At 63.4% G+C, this 17,173-nt stretch carries 12 protein-coding genes and 1 pseudogene; 9 read left to right on the plus strand and 4 right to left on the minus strand.

The features are described from left to right. Nucleotides 1–157 precede the first annotated feature (157 nt). A complete protein-coding gene (lon, locus tag BB029_RS06800) occupies nucleotides 158–2,578 on the minus strand; it encodes an endopeptidase La (RefSeq protein ID WP_065938641.1) in 2,421 nt (806 codons plus the stop codon). A gap of 120 nt (nucleotides 2,579–2,698) precedes the next feature. Further along, the gene (locus BB029_RS06805) at nucleotides 2,699–3,688 is read right to left on the minus strand and encodes a GntR family transcriptional regulator (RefSeq protein ID WP_065926589.1); all 990 of its coding nucleotides are present in this window, start codon (nucleotides 3,686–3,688) and stop codon (nucleotides 2,699–2,701) included. A gap of 336 nt (nucleotides 3,689–4,024) precedes the next feature. Here BB029_RS06805 and BB029_RS06810 point away from each other — a divergent pair, with 336 nt between their 5' ends. After that, nucleotides 4,025–5,356, plus strand: a complete 1,332-nt coding sequence (locus tag BB029_RS06810; protein WP_065938642.1) for an amidase — start codon at nucleotides 4,025–4,027, stop codon at nucleotides 5,354–5,356. A gap of 11 nt (nucleotides 5,357–5,367) precedes the next feature. Next, on the plus strand, nucleotides 5,368–6,246 hold the full coding sequence (locus BB029_RS06815) for a polysaccharide deacetylase (protein ID WP_003234086.1): 879 nt from the start codon (nucleotides 5,368–5,370) through the stop codon (nucleotides 6,244–6,246). 9 nt (nucleotides 6,247–6,255) lie between these two features. On the opposite strand, the pseudogene BB029_RS34110 reads toward BB029_RS06815, so the two are convergent. Further along, nucleotides 6,256–6,342: pseudogene (locus tag BB029_RS34110) on the minus strand (outer membrane lipoprotein carrier protein LolA); the annotation flags it as partial. A gap of 44 nt (nucleotides 6,343–6,386) precedes the next feature. On the opposite strand from BB029_RS34110, the gene BB029_RS06820 reads away from it, so the two are divergent. The 7 genes from BB029_RS06820 (at nucleotide 6,387) to BB029_RS06850 (ending at nucleotide 14,423) form a co-directional block, all read left to right on the plus strand. Further along, nucleotides 6,387–7,727: an MFS transporter gene (locus tag BB029_RS06820; RefSeq protein WP_065938643.1), complete on the plus strand. Its 1,341-nt coding sequence runs from the start codon at nucleotides 6,387–6,389 to the stop codon at nucleotides 7,725–7,727. 10 nt (nucleotides 7,728–7,737) lie between these two features. Beyond that, nucleotides 7,738–8,499: an SDR family NAD(P)-dependent oxidoreductase gene (locus BB029_RS06825; RefSeq protein WP_065938644.1), complete on the plus strand. Its 762-nt coding sequence runs from the start codon at nucleotides 7,738–7,740 to the stop codon at nucleotides 8,497–8,499. A 53-nt stretch (nucleotides 8,500–8,552) separates the two neighbouring features. Then, a complete protein-coding gene (locus BB029_RS06830; protein WP_065938645.1) occupies nucleotides 8,553–9,302 on the plus strand; it encodes an SDR family NAD(P)-dependent oxidoreductase in 750 nt (249 codons plus the stop codon). Nucleotides 9,303–9,315: 13 nt separating this feature from the next. Further along, nucleotides 9,316–9,618: a hypothetical protein gene (locus BB029_RS06835; protein ID WP_065938646.1), complete on the plus strand. Its 303-nt coding sequence runs from the start codon at nucleotides 9,316–9,318 to the stop codon at nucleotides 9,616–9,618. Between the two features lie 111 nt (nucleotides 9,619–9,729). After that, complete coding sequence (locus BB029_RS06840; protein WP_065938647.1) at nucleotides 9,730–10,704, plus strand: GTP-binding protein; 975 nt, start codon at nucleotides 9,730–9,732, stop codon at nucleotides 10,702–10,704. Beyond that, a complete protein-coding gene (locus tag BB029_RS06845; RefSeq protein WP_065938648.1) occupies nucleotides 10,701–11,873 on the plus strand; it encodes a PotD/PotF family extracellular solute-binding protein in 1,173 nt (390 codons plus the stop codon). The genes BB029_RS06840 and BB029_RS06845 overlap by 4 nt, the downstream gene beginning before the upstream one ends. A 213-nt stretch (nucleotides 11,874–12,086) precedes the next feature. Continuing rightward, on the plus strand, nucleotides 12,087–14,423 hold the full coding sequence (locus BB029_RS06850; RefSeq protein ID WP_065938962.1) for a bifunctional diguanylate cyclase/phosphodiesterase: 2,337 nt from the start codon (nucleotides 12,087–12,089) through the stop codon (nucleotides 14,421–14,423). Nucleotides 14,424–14,528: 105 nt separating this feature from the next. On the opposite strand, the gene BB029_RS06855 is transcribed toward BB029_RS06850, so the two are convergent. Beyond that, the gene (locus BB029_RS06855; protein WP_065938649.1) at nucleotides 14,529–16,946 is read right to left on the minus strand and encodes a glucose/quinate/shikimate family membrane-bound PQQ-dependent dehydrogenase; all 2,418 of its coding nucleotides are present in this window, start codon (nucleotides 16,944–16,946) and stop codon (nucleotides 14,529–14,531) included. Between the last annotated feature and the right edge of the window lie 227 nt (nucleotides 16,947–17,173).

Here is a 17,173-nt window from a genome sequence, read left to right on the forward strand (position 1 = left end):
ATAACCGAAGATAAGACAGGGTGTTACAAGCAGGATACAGGTTGCGGCCACTCACGCCATCGGGGGCAAGCCCCCTCCCACATGTTGATGTGTGAACACATTCAAGTGTGGGAGGGGGCTTGCCCCCGATGAGGCCAGTTCAGGCGCTAGCGCTCTATCAGAACAACACCTTCGCCACATCCGCAAAGCGCTTGGCAAAGTGCACGGTCATGCCTTCCTTCAGGTACTCCGGCAACTCTTCAAAACTGCCGCGATTGGGCTCCGGCAAAATCAGCTCGTGAATCTTCTGGCGCCGCGCCGCAATCACCTTCTCGCGTACCCCGCCAATCGGCAGCACATGCCCGGTCAACGTCAGTTCACCGGTCATGGCCACGCCTTTTTTCGGCGCTTGGTTGCGCGCCAGGGACAGCAGCGCGCTGGCCATGGTCACCCCGGCGCTCGGGCCGTCCTTCGGCGTGGCGCCTTCCGGTACGTGCAAGTGCACGAAGGCCTCGTCGAAGAACTTCGGATCGCCGCCAAACGACTTCAGGTTTGAGCTGATGTAGCTGTAGGCGATTTCGGCGGACTCTTTCATCACCTCACCCAACTGCCCGGTGAGCTTGAAGCCGCGATTGAGGGTGTGGATGCGGGTCGCCTCGATCGGCAACGTAGCGCCACCCATGCTGGTCCAGGCCAGGCCGGTGATCACGCCGGTACCCGACAGCACCTGTTCGTTGCGGAACACCGGCATGCCGAGGGAGCTTTCCAGGTCCTTGTTGCCGATCTTGATCACCGAGTTCGGCTCATCCAGCAGCTTGACCACCGCCTTGCGCACCAGTTTGCCCAGTTGTTTCTCCAACTGGCGCACCCCGGCTTCCCGGGCGTACCCGTCGATCAGTGCGCGCAGGGCGCCGTCACTGATGCTCAGGCTGTTTTTCGAAACGCCGGCTTTTTCCAGCTGCTTTGGCCACAGGTGGCGTTTGGCGATGGCGACTTTTTCTTCGGTGATATAGCCCGACAGGCGAATCACTTCCATGCGGTCCAGCAGCGGGCCGGGGATCGAGTCCAGGGTGTTGGCGGTGCACACGAACAGCACCTTGGACAGGTCCAGGCGCAGGTCCAGGTAGTGGTCGAGGAATTCGACGTTCTGCTCCGGGTCGAGGGTTTCCAGGAGTGCCGAAGCCGGGTCGCCCTGGAAGCTCTGGCCCATCTTGTCGATCTCGTCGAGCATGATCACCGGGTTCATCACTTCGACATCTTTAAGCGCCTGCACCAGCTTGCCCGGTAGGGCGCCGATGTAGGTGCGGCGATGGCCCTTGATCTCGGCCTCGTCGCGCATGCCGCCGACGCTGAAGCGATAGAACGGCCGCCCGAGGGACTCGGCGATGGATTTGCCCACGCTGGTCTTGCCCACGCCCGGCGGGCCCACCAGCAGCACGATGGAGCCAGCGACTTCGCCTTTATAGGCGCCCACCGCGAGGAACTCGAGGATGCGGCTCTTGATGTCATCCAGGCCGGCATGGTGCTTGTCCAGCACCTTGCGTGCGTGCTTGAGGTCGAGTTTGTCCTCGCCATACACGCCCCAGGGCACCGAGGTGGCCCAGTCCAGGTAATTGCGCGTGACGGCGTATTCCGGCGAGCCGGTTTCGAGGATCGACAGTTTGTTCAGTTCTTCATCAATACGTTTTTTCGCCTGGGCAGGCAGCACCTTGCCTTCCAGGCGTTGCTCGAACTGTTCGACGTCGGCGCTGCGGTCGTCCTTGGTCAGGCCCAGTTCCTGCTGGATGACCTTGAGCTGTTCCTTGAGGAAGAACTCGCGCTGGTGTTCGCCGATCTTGCGGTTCACCTCGGCGGAGAGTTCTTTTTGCAGGCGTGCGACTTCCACCTCCTTGCGCAGCATCGGCAGGACTTTTTCCATACGCTTGAGCATCGGCACGCAGTCCAGCACTTCCTGCAGCTCGTTCCCGGTGGCCGAGGTCAGCGCGGCGGCGAAGTCGGTGAGGGGCGACGGGTCGTTGGGGCTGAAGCGGTTGAGGTAGTTCTTCAGCTCTTCGCTGTACAGCGGGTTGAGCGGCAGCAGTTCCTTGATCGCATTGATCAGCGCCATGCCGTAGGCCTTGACCTCGTCGGTCGGCTCGCTGGGCTGGTGCGGGTATTCCACTTCCACCAGGTACGGTGGGCGGTGGTGCTTGAGCCAGGTCTTGATGCGCACGCGCGTCAGGCCCTGGGCGACGAATTGCAGCTTGCCGTTCTCGCGGCTGGCGTGGTGCACCTTCACCAGGGTGCCGTACAGCGGCAGGCTCGAGGTGTCGAAATGGCGCGGGTCTTCGGGTGGTGTGTCCATGAAGAACAAGGCCAGGGAGTGGTGGTCGGATTTGCTCACCAGCTCCAGGGTCTCGGCCCACGGCTCTTCGTTGACGATCACCGGCAGCACTTGCGCCGGGAAGAACGGCCGATTGTGGATCGGGATGATGTAGACCTTGTCCGGCAGGTTTTGCCCAGGCAGGGCCAGGCCGGTATTGGACGAATGGGTTTCAGCGTTTTCGGGGTCGGCGTAATCGTTGAGGTCGTAATCAGGGAATTCTTGCTGGTCGCTCATGGGGCACCTGCATCAGGAAGTATGCAGCTTAGATGGGGCGGGGTAGCAGTGGTTTCAATGGTGGGGGTGAGATAGCAACATATTGCAGGAAATTACTGCGGCGACATTGGTCAATATGGGTCAGCTGATTTTGTGGAGGTAAGCGGGGAGTGGCTGTTCTGGCAGCACCGAGAGCACTTTCAGGCGCTGCAACATCCGCTGCCGGGCCCGTTGCAGATGCTCGCGCAGATTCAACGCCGCGGCATCGAATGCGCCATGCAGCAGCAGCTCCAGAATCAAGCGATGTTCGGCAAGCATCGCCGGATCGGCACCGATCCCCAGCAATCGGTAAAAAATCCGGCTGATGATCATCGGGCTCTGGCCCTGGCGAATCAGCGCGGCAATCTTGCGGTTCTGCAGGCCGGCCAGGCAGCGCTGGTGCAGGTCCTCTTCGATCTGCTCGATGGCTTCCAGGCTGCACTGGGGGCTGTCCTGGGCATCCAGCACGCGCTGCAGCATAGCCTCCAGCATGTCGCGGTCGAGGTTCGGGGCACTCTGGCGCAGGGCTTCGGGTTCGAGGCAGGCGCGCAGTTCGTAATCTTCGGTGACTTCCCGCGCGGTCAAGGGCCCCGCCAACCATTGGGAATAGGGCTCTTTTTCCACCAGGCCACGGTCGCGCAGGCGCATCAGCGCTTCACGCACCACCGCGCGGCTGACGCCGTAGTGGTCGGCGGCGGCTTGCTCATCCAGGCGGTAATGGCCAAAGGCGATGCAGGTGGACAGCGCCGCGCCGATTTCCTCGACGATGCGCTCGCCCAACGGCCGGGTGTCCACCAGTTCGGCCTCGCCATTGAGGCCCAGGTGCCCATGGCTCAAGGGCAGGCGCAGCGGCTCCATGGCCAGGCCGTCGGGGTTGATCAGGTAACCCCGGCCGTTGAAACGGCAGATCAAGCCCTCAGCGTGCAGCAGGTCCAGCGCCTTGCGCACCGGCACGCGGCTGGTGCCGAACAGCTCGGCCAGGGGCGCTTCGAGCAATACCAGACCATGGCGGGCGGTGCCATTGACGATCGCGTCGCGCAACACTTGGTGAATCATCGCGTAACGGGAGGCCGAGGCGGACACTGCTTTCATCGATTTCTCAAAGGCATGTAGGACGATGGCCGGGGATTCTCTCATAAGTTGCGCCTGTCACCCTGCGCCACGTCGGTGGCACTTTTTTGGGGCCTTGAATGTAGGAATGTTACTTTTCTGCACCAAAATGTACTTATTAATAAAAGATACATTATTTCATTGGGAGCGCTTCGCAAGTGGGGCGCACATTTTTTTTCCATTGATCAACACCATCTATCCCGTAGCTCTGGGTAAGAATGCGTAATCGCGCCACGAGCGCTACGCAGAGACTGGCACGAAAGCTGCCTTTGTAAAATGTACATTTTATTAATATGTACGTTTTATGAGGTTTCCCTGATGTCAGACGCCACTTCACTGGCCGAGGATTTCGCCAGCGGTCGCAGCGACCCGGTGCAAGCCCTTGAACAGGCACTCGATCAAGCGAGCCGCTCGACCAGCGTATTTATTGCCCTGACCGCCGAACGCGCGCGCCGTGAAGCCGAAGCGTCCGCCGCCCGGTGGCGTGCCGGCCAGTCCTTGAGCGTGTTCGATGGCGTGCCCCTGGCCTGGAAAGACCTGTTCGATGTGGCCGGCAGCATCACCACCGCCGGTGCCGCCTACCGCCGCACTGCGCCCGCCGCGTTGCTCGATGCTCCCAGCGTGGGCCTGTTGTGCCGTGCCGGGATGGTCAGCGTCGGCAAGACCAACCTCAGCGAACTCGCCTATTCCGGGTTGGGCCTGAACCCGCATTTCGGCACGCCGCACAATCCCCATGGCACGGACCAGGCGCGTATTCCCGGCGGCTCGTCGTCCGGGTCGGCGGTGGCGGTCGCGGCCGGTATCGTGCCGATCGCCATGGGCACCGACACCGCAGGCTCCATCCGCATTCCGGCAGCGCTCAACGGCCTGGTGGGTTACCGCAGCAGCAGCCGACGCTACAGCCGCGACGGTGTGTTTCCCCTGGCCCGTTCCCTCGACAGCCTTGGCCCGTTGACCCGCAGCGTGCGCGATGCCTTGGCCATCGACGACCTGCTCCATGGCCGTGCCCGGCAGCACACTGCCCGCCGCCTGAAAGGGCAGCGTTTTGTGTTGGAACAAGGTGTGCTGGCCGACGTGGAGCCTGCGGTGCGCAACAACCTGCTGCGCGCCGTTGAGCGACTGAAGGCCGAAGGTGCGCTGATTGAAGAGCGTGAAAGCACCCCGTTCCAGGCCACCCTGGACCTGATCAAGCACCAAGGCTGGCTCGGCGCGTTCGAAGCCTTCGCCTTGCACCAGGCCCTGCTCGACAGTGCTGACGCCGAGCACCTCGACCCCCGCGTGCGCCGCCGCCTTGAAGCCGCGCGCGGATTGCCGGCCAGCCAGTTGATCCACCTGACCGACGCACGTCGCCGCCTGCAACAGCAACTGCTCGACGCGCTTGACGGCGCGGTCCTGATCACCCCCACCGTTGCCCATGTCGCCCCGGCGTTGGCACCGCTTGAGGCCGATGACGAACTGTTCGTCAAAACCAACCTCGCCACTCTGCGCCTGACCATGCCCGGCAGTTTTCTCGACATGCCGGGCATCAGCTTACCCAGCGGTCGCGATGCCCAGGGCCTGCCCACCGGGCTGCTGCTCAGTGCCCCGAGCGGAGAAGACGCGCGGCTGTTGCGCGCAGCCTTGTCCGTCGAATCCGTCCTCAACCTTTAAGGAGAAACACCATGGCTAAAGACATCCTCTGTGCATTTGGCGTCGACGTCGACGCCGTCGCCGGCTGGCTCGGTTCCTACGGCGGCGAAGACTCGCCCGACGACATCTCCCGCGGCCTGTTCGCCGGTGAAATCGGTGCGCCGCGCCTGCTCAAACTGTTCGAACGCTACGGCCTGCGCACCACCTGGTTTATCCCCGGCCACTCGATGGAAACCTTCCCCGAGCAGATGAAGGCCGTGGCCGACGCCGGCCACGAAATCGGCGTGCATGGCTACAGCCACGAAAACCCGATTGCGATGACCGCCGAGCAGGAAGAAATCGTCCTCGATAAATCCATCGAGTTGATCACCCAAGTCACCGGCAAACGCCCCACCGGCTACGTCGCGCCGTGGTGGGAGTTCAGCAAGGTCACCAACGAGCTGTTGCTGAAAAAAGGCATCAAGTACGACCACAGCCTGATGCACAACGACTTCCACCCCTACTACGTACGCAAGGGCGACAGCTGGACCAAGATCGACTACAGCCAGCACCCCGACACCTGGATGAAACCCCTGGTGCGCGGCGAAGAAACCGACCTGGTAGAGATCCCGGCCAACTGGTACCTCGACGACCTGCCGCCGATGATGTTCATCAAGAAAGCCCCCAACAGCCACGGCTTCGTCAACCCGCGCCACCTCGAAGAAATGTGGCGCGACCAGTTCGACTGGGTCTACCGCGAGCACGAACACGCGGTGTTCACCATGACCATCCATCCCGACGTGTCCGGCCGCCCGCAAGTGCTGCTGATGCTCGAGCGCTTGATCGAACACATCCAGAGCCATGCCGGCGTGCGCTTCGTCACCTTCGACGAAATCGCCGACGACTTTATCCGCCGCCAACCGCGTACCTGACCCCAACCCTGTAGGAGCGAGCTTGCTCGCGAAAAGCCTGAGAGCACCGCGTGCATTCAGGATGCCCGCGTCATCGTTGACGATTTTCGCGAGCAAGCACGCTCCTACAGAAAGCCCACTCCACCTCCCGAGGCGCGATTATGTCCATCTACAACAAGCTTGACCTGACTGGCTGGAAACCCCGGCAACTGACGTCCCAGGAAGTGCGCTTCGCCACCTGGATCGCGTTTTTCGCCTGGGTGTTTGCGGTGTATGACTTCATCCTGTTCGGCACCTTGCTGCCGGAGATCGGCCGGCACTTTGGCTGGGGTGAAGTGGAGCAGGCTGAAATCGCGACCTGGGTGGCGGTGGGTACCGCCGTGGTCGCCTTGGCCATCGGGCCGATCGTCGACAAGCTGGGGCGACGCAAAGGGATTATTTTCACCGTGGCCGGTTCCGCACTGTGCTCGGCGCTGACCGCCATTGGCGGCGCGTGGGGCAAGTCGCCGCTGATTCTGATCCGTTCGCTGGGCGGCCTGGGGTATGCCGAAGAAACCGTCAACGCCACCTATTTGACCGAGCTGTATGGCGCCTCGGAAGACCCGCGCCTGACCAAGCGCCGCGGCTTCATCTACAGCCTGGTGCAGGGCGGCTGGCCGGTCGGTGCGTTGATCGCCGCCGGCTTGACCGCGCTGTTGCTGCCGATCATCGGCTGGCAAGGGTGCTTCATCTTCGCCGCGATCCCGGCCATCGTCATCGCGATCATGGCGCGCAAGCTCAAGGAGAGCCCGCAATTCCAGATCCACCAGCGCATCAGCCAACTGCGTAAAAGCGGTGCGGTGACCGAAGCGCAAAACGTTGCCGTGACCTACGGCGTGGACTACGACGAACACAGCAAGGCCGGCCTCAAGGCGGCCTTCCGTGGCCCGGCCCGTCGCGCCACCCTGGTGATCGGCGCTGCGCTGCTGCTCAACTGGGCAGCGATCCAGGTGTTCAGCGTGCTCGGCACCTCGGTGATCGTCAGCGTGCACCACATTTCGTTCGAGAACTCGCTGATCATCCTCGTGCTGTCGAACCTGGTGGGTTACTGCGGCTACCTCAGCCACGGTTGGATGGGCGACAAGATCGGCCGCCGCAATGTGATCGGCCTGGGCTGGATGCTCGGCGGCCTGGCGTTTGCCGGCATGCTGTTTGGCCCAAGCAATATGCCGATGGTGGTCGGGCTGTACAGCCTGGGCCTGTTCTTCCTGATCGGGCCGTACTCGGCGGCGCTTTTCTTTATCAGTGAAAGTTTCCCCACCAGCATCCGCGCCACCGGCGGCGCGATCATCCATGCCATGGGCCCGATTGGTGCCGTGGTCGCGGGCTTTGGTGCGACCCAGGTGTTGTCCGCCGGCAGTGACTGGCAGACCGCCGCGCTGTGGTTCGGCGCGCTGCCATGCTTCTTGTCCGGCGCGCTGATGTTTGCCGCACGCCATGTGCGTCCGGAAACCGTTCAGTAAGGAGAATGTGATGAGCCGTAAAGTTGCCCTGATTACCGGTGCCGCCAGTGGCATCGGCCAAGCCCTCGCCGTGGCCTATGCACGTTGTGGCGTGGCGGTGGTGGGCGGGTATTACCCGGCCGATCCCCACGACCCGGGCACCACCGTGTCGTTGGTGGAAGAGGCGGGGGGCGAGTGCCTGATGTTGCCGCTGGACGTGGGCGATACCGCCTCGGTGGACGCCCTCGCCGAGCAGGCGGTACAGCATTTCGGCCGGCTGGATTACGCGGTGGCCAACGCCGGTTTGCTGCGCCGTGCGCCGCTGCTGGAAATGACCGACGAGTTATGGAACGAGATGCTCAATGTCGACCTGACCGGGGTGATGCGTACCTTCCGCGCGGCGACGCGGCATATGAACGAAGGCGGCGCGCTGGTGGCGATCTCTTCGATTGCCGGCGGCGTGTATGGCTGGCAGGACCACAGCCACTACGCGGCGGCCAAGGCCGGTGTGCCGGGCTTGTGCCGTTCGCTGGCGGTGGAACTGGCGCCCCTGGGCATTCGCTGCAATGCGGTGATCCCGGGGTTGATCGAGACGCCGCAGTCGCTGGATGCGAAGAACTCGCTGGGGCCGGAAGGTCTGGCAAAGGCTGCTCGAGCGATTCCGTTGGGGCGGGTAGGGCGCGCGGATGAAGTGGCGTCGTTGGTGCAGTTCTTGACCAGTGAAGCGTCGAGTTATTTGACCGGGCAGAGCATCGTCATCGACGGCGGCCTCACCGTGCGCTGGCCTGACTGATGTACTCAATCCAAATGTGGGAGAGGGCTGTGTTTGCTTCAGGAGATTTTCATATGCCTCAACTAGATAACCGCCGTGCCGTGATCACCGGTGCCGGCAGCGGCATCGGTGCCGCCATCGCCCGCGCCTACGCCGTTGAAGGCGCGCGGCTGTTACTGGCCGACCGCAACCCCGCCAGCCTCGCCGAAACCGCGACCGCCTGCCGTAACCTGGGCGCCGAGGTGGTCGAGTGCGTGGCCGATGTGGGCACGGTGGAAGGTGCCCAGGCCAGTGTCGACCGATGCGTCGAACATTTCGGCGGCATCGATATCCTGGTCAACAATGCCGGGATGCTCACCCAGGCGCGTTGCGTCGACCTGTCCATCGAGATGTGGAACGACATGCTGCGCGTCGACCTCACCAGTGTGTTCGTCGCCAGCCAACGTGCCTTGCCGCATATGTTGGCGCAGCGTTGGGGGCGGATCATCAACGTGGCGTCGCAACTGGGCATCAAGGGCGGCGCCGAACTTACCCACTACGCGGCCGCCAAGGCCGGGGTCATCGGTTTTACCAAGTCCCTGGCCCTGGAAGTGGCCAAGGACAATGTGCTGGTCAACGCCATCGCTCCCGGCCCGATCGAGACGCCGTTAGTGGGCGGTATCAGCGCCGACTGGAAGCGCGCCAAGGCCGCTGAATTGCCTTTGGGACGCTTCGGCCTGGCGGATGAAGTGGCGCCCACCGCCGTGCTGCTGGCCAGCGAGCCGGGCGGCAACCTGTTCGTCGGTCAGACTCTGGGCCCGAACTCCGGCGATGTCATGCCATGAGCGGGGTGTAGCCATGTGCGGACTCTGCGGACTGCTCGGCGAAGACCTGCACTGGAGTGATCCCCTGGGCGATGAACTGCCCAGGCGCCGCGAACGCCTGCGCCGTATCGCCGCGATCAACCAGGTGCTGGCGGTGTTCCGGCTCAAGGTCGAAGACTTCCAGGGTGCGTCTTATCTGCTGTTGGGCGCCACCGGTAAACAGGCACTGGCGAGCGGCTTGGATCAACTCTGGCAGGCGGCTGAAACCATGCTCGGCCGGCCTTTGGATCCCCTTGATCCGCGTCTACTTGACCACCTGGAAAACACCCCACTGTAGGAGCGAGCTTGCTCGCGAAAAACGTCAACGATAACGCGTGTTGTCTGGATGTACGTGGCGCTCTCGGGTTTTTCGCGAGCAAGCTCGCTCCTACCGGGCGTGGAGGTAAATATGAGCATTGCTCTAAATGTGATCACCGGCTTTCTCGGCAGCGGCAAGACCACCTTGCTCCAGCGTCTGCTGCAAGGCGAAAGCCTGGGCGACACCGCGTTGCTGATCAACGAATTCGGCGATATCGGCATCGACCATCTGCTGGTGGAAGAGGTCGCGCCGAACACTGTGCTGCTGCCCAGCGGCTGCATTTGCTGCTCCATCCGTGGCGAGCTCAAGGACGCGTTGCTCGGCCTGTTGCAACGCCGCGAGCGCGGCGAAATTCCTGCGTTCAAACGGGTGATTCTCGAGACCACCGGCCTGGCCGACCCGGCCCCGATCCTCGCCACCTTGAACAACGATGTGCAACTGCGCGGGCGTTTTCATATCGGCCTGGTGGTGACGCTGGTGGACGCCAGCCACGCCGCGTTGCAGGAACGCCTGCACCCGGAATGGCTGGCCCAGGTTGCGGCCGCAGACCGTTTGCTGCTGAGCAAGACTGATCTTGTGGATGACTGCGAACCGCTGCGTGCGCACCTGCAGGCGCTCAACGCCGGTACGCCGATCCTCGATACCCACGCCATCCACAGCGGCGACCAACTGTTGCTTGGTGAAGGCCTGCGCAGTGCCGAGCCCGCCCTGGAAGTCAGCCGCTGGCAATTGCACCAGACCATCAGCGCCAGCCATGGGGCGGCCCAAGTGTGCAGTATGACCTTCGACCGGCCGCTGGACTGGGTCGGCTTCGGGGTGTGGTTGTCGATGCTGTTAAGATGCCACGGCGAACGAATCCTTCGCGTCAAAGGACTGCTCAACGTGAACGCCAGTAACGCCCCCATCGTCATTCATGGCGTGCAGCATTGCCTGCATGCCCCGGTCCATCTGCCCGCCTGGCCAGGCACCGAGCGGCAATCGCGCCTGGTGTTTATCCTGCGCGGTCTCGACCCAGCGTTGCTGCGGCGTTCCTTTGAGGTGTTCTCACGGCGGTTCGCCGGATGATCACCTTACGGGTGCTCGGCACCTCGGTCACTTTGCTCGAATGCCTGCGGGTGCGCGCCGAACAGGAACTGGGGATTCGCCTGGTGTACCAGGTGCACGATGTGGAGCAGGCCCAGCGCATCGCAGTGATGCAGCCCGACAGCTACGACCTCTACGACCAATGGTTTCACAACGTCGACTTCGTGTGGCCGGCCCGGGCGATCCAGCCCATCGACACGCGGCGCATCGCGCTGTGGCACGAGATCAACGACCTGCCCAAGCGCGGTCGGCTGTCGCCCAATGACCGCCTGGGCAGCGGCAGCGTGCCCAGCGAACGCCTGTTCGTGCAGCACGACGGCAGCCTCGGCAGCACCGTCACCGAGCGCATCAGCATGCTGCCCCTGACCCACAATGCCGACAGCTTCGCCTACCGCCCCGAGCGCCTGCCCGAGGGTTTTTGCCACGGTAACGAAAGCTGGGGCTGGCTGCTGGACCCGGCCTGGCGCGCCCGCACGGCGTTGCAGAGCGATGCCGCCATCGGCGCCCTGGATGCTGCGCTGGCGGTGCAGGGCGCGGGGCTGGCGCGCTTCAACGACATCGGCAATATGAGCATCGAAGAGATCGACGTGCTCGCCGATATTCTGGTGCGCAAGCAGAAGGAAGGGCATTTCGCCGCGTTCTGGTCCGACGATGAAGAGGCCGCGCAACTGATGCTCAGCCCGAGCATCGATATCCAGAGCCTGTGGTCGCCGACCTTGATGCGTCTGCACCGCGCCGGAGTGAAATACCGCCTGGCGGTGCCCCGCGAAGGCTATCGCGCCTGGTTCGGCGGCTTGTCATTGTCGCGCCATGCCCGAGGCCCGGTGCTGGATGCGGCCTACGCGTACCTCAATTGGTGGTTGTCCGGCTGGCCGGGCGCGGTGATGGCGCGCCAGGGTTACTACATCGGCAACCCGGCGCGCAGCCGTGATCACCTGAGCAGTGCCGAGTGGGATTACTGGTACGCCGGCAAGCCTGCGCGGGAGGAGCTGCTCGGCAGTGATGGGTTGCCGTTGATCGATATCGGCGAGGTGCGCGATGGCGGCTCCTATGAGCAGCGCATGGGGCATATCGCGGTGTGGAACTCGGTCATGGATGAGCACAACTATCTGGTGCGGCGTTGGGGGGATTTCATGCGCGCCCGCAGCTGACAGGCGGATATGGCCAAGCGGTTGTCGCCAATAAAATGACAGTTAAATCCCCGGTTTTATTCGGTGCGCTTATGCGATGTCCCAGCTAATCTGCTAAAACAAAAAGTCCAGTCTAAATGGATGTTTTTTTGACAGCAGGTCAGGGCGCAAGGAATGCACATGACTAAGGGACGCGGCGGCGGCGAGCGGCGAACGCTGCCGGAGGGCACTGCCATGACATGGCGCCATACCTTTCAAACCCGTATTGCCGGGGTGTTGGCGCTGTTGCTGCTGGTGGTGGTCGCCGCCACCTATTTCGCCGTCAAGAGCGCCACCCGTCGTGCCGTGGAGAACCAGGCACAAGTCCAACTGAAAACCGGAACCCAGGTATTCGAGCGCCTGCTGGACCTGCGCGGGCGGCGCTTGCAATACGGGCTCGACTGGCTCGCCGGCGATGGTCCGTTCAAGCAGGCCGTGGCCGAGGGCAAGCCTGCGCCGATCCTGGCGGCACTGCGGCGCCACGGCACCGGCATCCGTTCCAGCGAAGTGTTTGTGCTGGGCCTGGATGGCAAGGTCATGGTCAGCACACTCCCTATCCTCACCCGCGGCCAGCCGTTCCCCTATGACGCCGCCTTGCGCCATGCGCGGCGCAATGGCCTGCACATGGTGATCGTGGCCCTGGACGGGCGGCCTTACCTGCTGGTGCAGGATGAAGTGCGCGACCCGTTGCCCATCGCGCGCATCGTGATGGGCTTTGCCATGGACCAACTGTTCGCCTATGAACTGCGCTCCATGAGCAACCTGGAAGTGTCGTTTCTCAGTGTGCAGGACGGCACGCCCGGCCCTCTGTTCAGCACCCAGCCCGACGCGTACCGGGCCACCGCCCTCAGCCTGCTGCACGACGCTCCGCTCAACCCTGAGGCACAGATCCATGGGTTCCACGGTCAGCGCGTGCTCAGCCGCGTGCTTCCATTGGCCAATACCGGCGACGGCGATGACGTGCGCGTATTGCTGCAAAGCCCGCTGGACCATGCGCTGGAATCCTTTGCGCCGCTGGACCGGCAGTTTCTCGGGATTGCCCTTGCGGTGCTGCTGGTGTCGTTGGCCGGCGCGTTGTTCCTGGCGCGGCGGGTCTCGCGCCCGCTCAACGCCCTCGTGGAAGCGGCGGGGCGCATCGGCGCCGGTGATTACCGCACGCCGGTGCGGGTACGCAGCCACGATGAGTTCGGTTTGCTGGCCCGCGCCTTCAATGCCATGCAAAGCGGCATCGCCGTGCGCGAACGGCAACTGGCCCATAACGCCCTGCATGATCCGCTCACCGGCCTGCCCAACCGTGCCCTGGCCATGGAGCGCCTGGGCAGTGCGATCAGTGCACGACGGCCGGTGGTATTGCTGTACCTGGGCATCGAGAACTACCGGGTGATCAACGAAGGCTTCGGTCCGGAGGGGGTCGAGGACATGCTGCGCGAAGCCAGCCGCTGCCTGTCCATGAGCCTGCTGGCCAGCGACACGGCGGCGCGCATCACCGGCAGCGAGTTTTTGCTGTTGCTGGAAAATACCGAGATCGATCGCGCCGTGGCCCGCGCCGACCGCCTCTACGCGCTGCTTACCGAGCCCCAGCGCATCGGCAATGATGAAGTGCGCCACGAAGTCAGCATCGGCATCGCCGCCTACCCCGCCGATGGCCAGCAGGTGGAAGAGTTGATCAGTCGCGCCGCCATCGCCCGCCACGATGCGGCGACGCTGCCGGGTTATCTGCAGATCTACCAGCAGGACCGCGACCTCGCCCACCAGCGCCAGATCACCCTGATCCGCGACCTGCGCCGGGCCGTCGTCGAAGGCGAGCTGTACCTGTGCTACCAGCCCAAGCTCGACCTCAAGCATGGCGAGGTGTGCCAGGCCGAAGCCCTGCTGCGCTGGCAGCATCCCACCCTGGGGCTGGTGTCGCCCGCCGAGTTCATCCCCCTGGCCGAGCGCACCGGCAGCATGGGCGGCCTGACCCTGTGGGTGATCGAAGAAGCCATCCGCCAGATCGGCGAGTGGTCGCAGCGCGGCATGCACATTCAATTGTCGGTGAACATCTCGGTGGATGACCTGGCCGATGACGACCTGGCGATCCGCGTCAGCACCTTGCTGATGCAGTACGGCGTGGCGGCCCGGCAGCTGATTTTCGAAATCACCGAAAGTGCGATCATGCACAACCCGCAGCAAGCCTTGAGCGTGCTGGAGCAACTGCGCGGCTGCGGCATCAGCCTGTCGGTGGATGACTTCGGCACCGGCTATTCCTCCCTGGCGCAACTGCAGCGCCTGCCGGTGCAGGAGTTGAAGATCGACCAATCCTTCGTGCGCAACCTCGACAGCACCAGCGGCGACGGCGTGATCGTGCGTTCGACCATCGAAATGAGCCACAACCTGGGGCTCAAGGTGGTGGCCGAAGGTGTGGAATTCGAGCCCAGCCTCAAGCTGCTCAAGCAGTGGAACTGCGATACGGCCCAGGGCTACTTGATCAGCCGTCCGCTCAATGCCATGGCGTTCGAGTTGTGGATGCGGCGGGAACGCAAGCCGCTCTGAAGCACCGCATAATCCAACACCGCGCAAATCCGCAGCTGCTATGGAAGGCACAAAAAAGGCGGCTACCTGTGAGGGTAGCCGCCTTGGTTTTGCCGCCGATAAAGCTTAATCCGGCAGTTTGAACGCCATCACGTAGTCACCCTGCTTGGTCCCCAGGGAACCATGACCACCCGCCATGACCAGCACGTACTGCTTGCCGTCCTTGCCGGTGTAGGTCATCGGGGTGGTTTGCGCGCCGGCGGGCAGGCGGCCTTCCCACAACTGCTTGCCGTTTTTCACGTCATAGGCACGCAGGTACTGGTCGAGGGTACCGCTGAGGAACGACACGCCACCGGCTGTGGTGAAGGTGCCGCCCAGGCTCGGTACGCCCATGGTCAGGGGAACCGGAACCGGCGAGCTGTCACGCACAGTGCCGTTCTTGTGCATCCAGATGGTCTGGTGGGTGGTCAGGTCGACCGCGGCCACGTAACCCCACGCCGGTGCCTGGCACGGCAGGCCCAGGGGCGACAGCAGTGCTTCGAGGATCACGCCGTACGGCGCGCCTTTGTTCGGCTGCACGCCCTGGGTTTCGCTGACGCGCGGGCCTTGCTTGGCGATGTCGGCCGCCGGGATCAGCTTGGATTTGAACGCCATGTAGCTCGGGTTCACGAAGGCGATCTGGCGTACCGGGTCGACGGAAATACCACCCCAGTCGAACACGCCAAAGTTACCTGGGTAAACGATCGAACCTTGCAGCGATGGCGGGGTGAACGGGCCGTCGTAGCGCATGGATTTGAAATCGATGCGGCACAGCATCTGGTCGAACGGCGTCACGCCCCACATGTCACGCTCTTTCAGCGGCGGTGGCATGAAGTTCAGCTCGGACTTCGGTTGGGTCGGGGAAGTACGGTCGCCCGCGACAGCGCCCTGGGGCACGGCCACTTCGTGGATCGGCACCACCGGCTGGCCGGTGGCGCGGTCCAGCACGTAGATGCTGCCTTGCTTGGTCGACGCCATCACCGCCTGCTTCACGCCGGCTTCGGTCTTGATGTCGATCAGCGACGGCTGGCCGCCGACGTCCATGTCCCACAGGTCATGGTGAGTGAACTGGAAGGTCCACTTCACGTGGCCGCTGTCGATGTCCAGGGCAGTCAGGCCCGCAGCGTATTTCTCGGAATCGTCGGTACGGTCGCCGCCGTACTGGTCGGGCATCTGGTTGCCCATCGGCAGGTAGAGCATGCCGAGTTTTTCATCCACGGCGAACATGGACCACATGTTCGGCGAGTTGCGGGTGTACGTCTTGCCTTCGGCCAACGGGGTGGTGTCGTCCGGGTTGCCGCTGTCCCAGTTCCACACCAGCTTGCCGGTGTGCACGTCGAACGCGCGGATCACGCCGCTGGGCTCGTCGGTGGAGACGTTATCGGTGACGTGGCCACCAATCACCACCAGGTTTTTGGTCACGGCCGGTGGCGAAGTGGAGTAGTAACCGCCTGGGGCAAAGCTGCCGATGTTGGCACGCAGGTCGACCTGGCCTTTGTCACCGAAGTCTTCGCACATCTTGCCGGTGTCGGCGTTCAGGGCGATCAGGCGGGTGTCGGCGGTCGGCACGAAGATGCGTTTCGGGCAGGCATTCGGCGCGGCGGCCGGGCTGGCGCTGCCGGTCGGGCTCTGCTCGGAAGCGTAGGCGGCGTCATCGTGATACGACACGCCACGGCAGGTCATGTGCGCCCAACCCTTGAAGTTCTCGGCACCCTGGCTGCTGATCTTCGGATCGAAGCGCCAGATTTCCTTGCCGGTGTCCGGGTCCAGCGCAATCACCTGGCTGTGGGGCGTGCACACGTAAAGCATGCCGTTGACTTTCAGCGGGGTGTTTTCCGCGGTGGTCTCGCCTGGATCGTTCGGGCCGGGGATGTCGCCGGTGCGATAGGTCCATGCCGGTACCAGCTTGTGCGCGTTTTCCGGAGTGATCTGCGCCAACGGCGAGTAACGATCACCGTAGGCCGAGCGGCCGTAGGAGTTCCAGTCGCCATCGGCCTGGGACGGTGCAGCGCTGGCCATGCCCGGTACCGCGTCGCGGTCCAGTTGGCCGGTCTTGACCATTTCACCGGGGTTGGTGAATTGGCTGGCCAGGGCGGTTGCACCGGCCAGCACCACGGCCACGCTCAGCGCGCCAGTGCCCAGCGGGGCAGGTTGGCCGCGCAGCAACGGACGGCGAAACCACGGGAGCAGCATGACGATGCCCAGGGCGAACAGCAGTGCCAGGCGCGGCACCAGCTGCCACCAATCCAGGCCGACTTCCCACAGGGCCCATACGGTGCTGGCGAACAGCACCAGCGCGTACAACCCGAGCGCGGCGCGGCGGGTGGCCAGTAGCAGCAGGCCGGTCAGGGTGATGCCGATACCGGCCAGCAGGTAGTACAGCGACCCGCCGAGCAGGCTCAGCTTGACGCCGCCGGCCAGCAAGGCCAGGCCCATGATCAGCAGCAAGATCCCCAGCAGCCTGGGCAGCAGGCGGCTTGGGCTCGAAGCACCATCAGTGCTCATAGTGTGTTTCTCCGTGACGTTGGAATAATTGTGTAACCCCGTGCTTCATTCACTGTAGATGACGATTCGGCACAGGCTTGGTTCAGCGTTAATTCGGTTTTTTCGGGGAAAGCGGGGGTTATCCACAGGCAGGTGATTTATCCCCAGGCGCAGGTCGATGTAAGACAGCGCTGTCTTGGCGGGCAGGAATAATCAGCAAGATAGGATCGACCGAGGGAGTGAAACGT

Origin of the sequence: Pseudomonas sp. S3E12, from assembly GCF_001702295.1 — a bacterium.
GTDB classification, from domain to species: domain Bacteria; phylum Pseudomonadota; class Gammaproteobacteria; order Pseudomonadales; family Pseudomonadaceae; genus Aquipseudomonas; species Aquipseudomonas marginalis.

Bases quoted from the DNA above. Each gene is read 5' to 3' on its own strand.
- BB029_RS06805 (WP_065926589.1), bottom strand. From the start codon at position 3,688: ATGAAAGCAGTGTCCGCCTCGGCCTCCCGTTACGCGATGATTCACCAA.
- lon (WP_065938641.1), bottom strand. From the start codon at position 2,578: ATGAGCGACCAGCAAGAATTCCCTGATTACGACCTCAACGATTACGCC.
- BB029_RS06810 (WP_065938642.1), top strand. From the start codon at position 4,025: ATGTCAGACGCCACTTCACTGGCCGAGGATTTCGCCAGCGGTCGCAGC.
- BB029_RS06855 (WP_065938649.1), bottom strand. From the start codon at position 16,946: ATGAGCACTGATGGTGCTTCGAGCCCAAGCCGCCTGCTGCCCAGGCTG.
- BB029_RS06840 (WP_065938647.1), top strand. From the start codon at position 9,730: ATGAGCATTGCTCTAAATGTGATCACCGGCTTTCTCGGCAGCGGCAAG.
- BB029_RS06835 (WP_065938646.1), top strand. From the start codon at position 9,316: ATGTGCGGACTCTGCGGACTGCTCGGCGAAGACCTGCACTGGAGTGAT.
- BB029_RS06825 (WP_065938644.1), top strand. From the start codon at position 7,738: ATGAGCCGTAAAGTTGCCCTGATTACCGGTGCCGCCAGTGGCATCGGC.
- BB029_RS06830 (WP_065938645.1), top strand. From the start codon at position 8,553: ATGCCTCAACTAGATAACCGCCGTGCCGTGATCACCGGTGCCGGCAGC.
- BB029_RS06850 (WP_065938962.1), top strand. From the start codon at position 12,087: ATGACATGGCGCCATACCTTTCAAACCCGTATTGCCGGGGTGTTGGCG.
- BB029_RS06845 (WP_065938648.1), top strand. From the start codon at position 10,701: ATGATCACCTTACGGGTGCTCGGCACCTCGGTCACTTTGCTCGAATGC.
- BB029_RS06820 (WP_065938643.1), top strand. From the start codon at position 6,387: ATGTCCATCTACAACAAGCTTGACCTGACTGGCTGGAAACCCCGGCAA.
- BB029_RS06815 (WP_003234086.1), top strand. From the start codon at position 5,368: ATGGCTAAAGACATCCTCTGTGCATTTGGCGTCGACGTCGACGCCGTC.